The organism is Vibrio sp. 2033, from assembly GCF_033339735.1.
The window spans coordinates 1-714 of the sequence record NZ_JAWOVC010000334.1; the positions used below are offsets into that span (position 1 = coordinate 1).

Sequence of the window (714 nt, forward strand, 5' to 3'; positions counted from 1 at the left end):
TCGTGCGACATGTTCGCTAGGAAGCTACTTTTCGCTTTGCTGGCTTCAATCGCGTCGTCTTTGGCGCGCTCGGCATCTTCTTTGGCTTTGGTGAGTTTCTGCTTTGCTTGTTCTCTCTCATGACTGAGTTTTTCCACTTCTTGAGCAAACTTGCTTAACTCATCTTTGCCTTTGATGAGCTCAGAAAGTGGTGAGTCTTCGCTGTAATTTTCGCGGCTTAAAAACTCGAGAACAAGATGCAGGTTGTTGGTCACTTTACGCACCAAGCGAATGGTTAAACTGATAACAAGAATCGTCACCAACGACATGAGAACAATGAATACCAACCGCTGTTGCGTGGTTGCTTTAATGGTTTGTGCGAGCTTCGTTTGCAGCTCATGTTCCATCGTATCGTCGATGTCATGAAGTAGCGCCAACCGCGTGTTCAGCGCAGCAAGTCCAGCTCCCGTTTTAAGAGGAGATAACGCTTGTAGTTCCTCTTGGTTAAGTAACTGATCACGAAATTCTTGGCTAGTTTGAAATACCTTGTTGCTAAAGGTTTCTATCAGCAATTGGACTTGGTTCTGGTTGGCATTGAGCGCGACGAAGCGCTCTACAAGCAGTTGTTGGTTTTGAATCAGAGACTGAATCTCATCACGAACAGCGTCGTCGTAATGAAGACGCTTATTGGCTGAATAAATGAGATATTCACTCAATCGACGCTCTTCCGTCGAC

Annotated in this window: 1 pseudogene; it reads right to left on the bottom strand. The window is 45.7% G+C overall.

Annotated elements, in window-relative coordinates:
- Positions 1–714: pseudogene (locus R7P74_RS26420) on the bottom strand (hybrid sensor histidine kinase/response regulator); the annotation flags it as partial.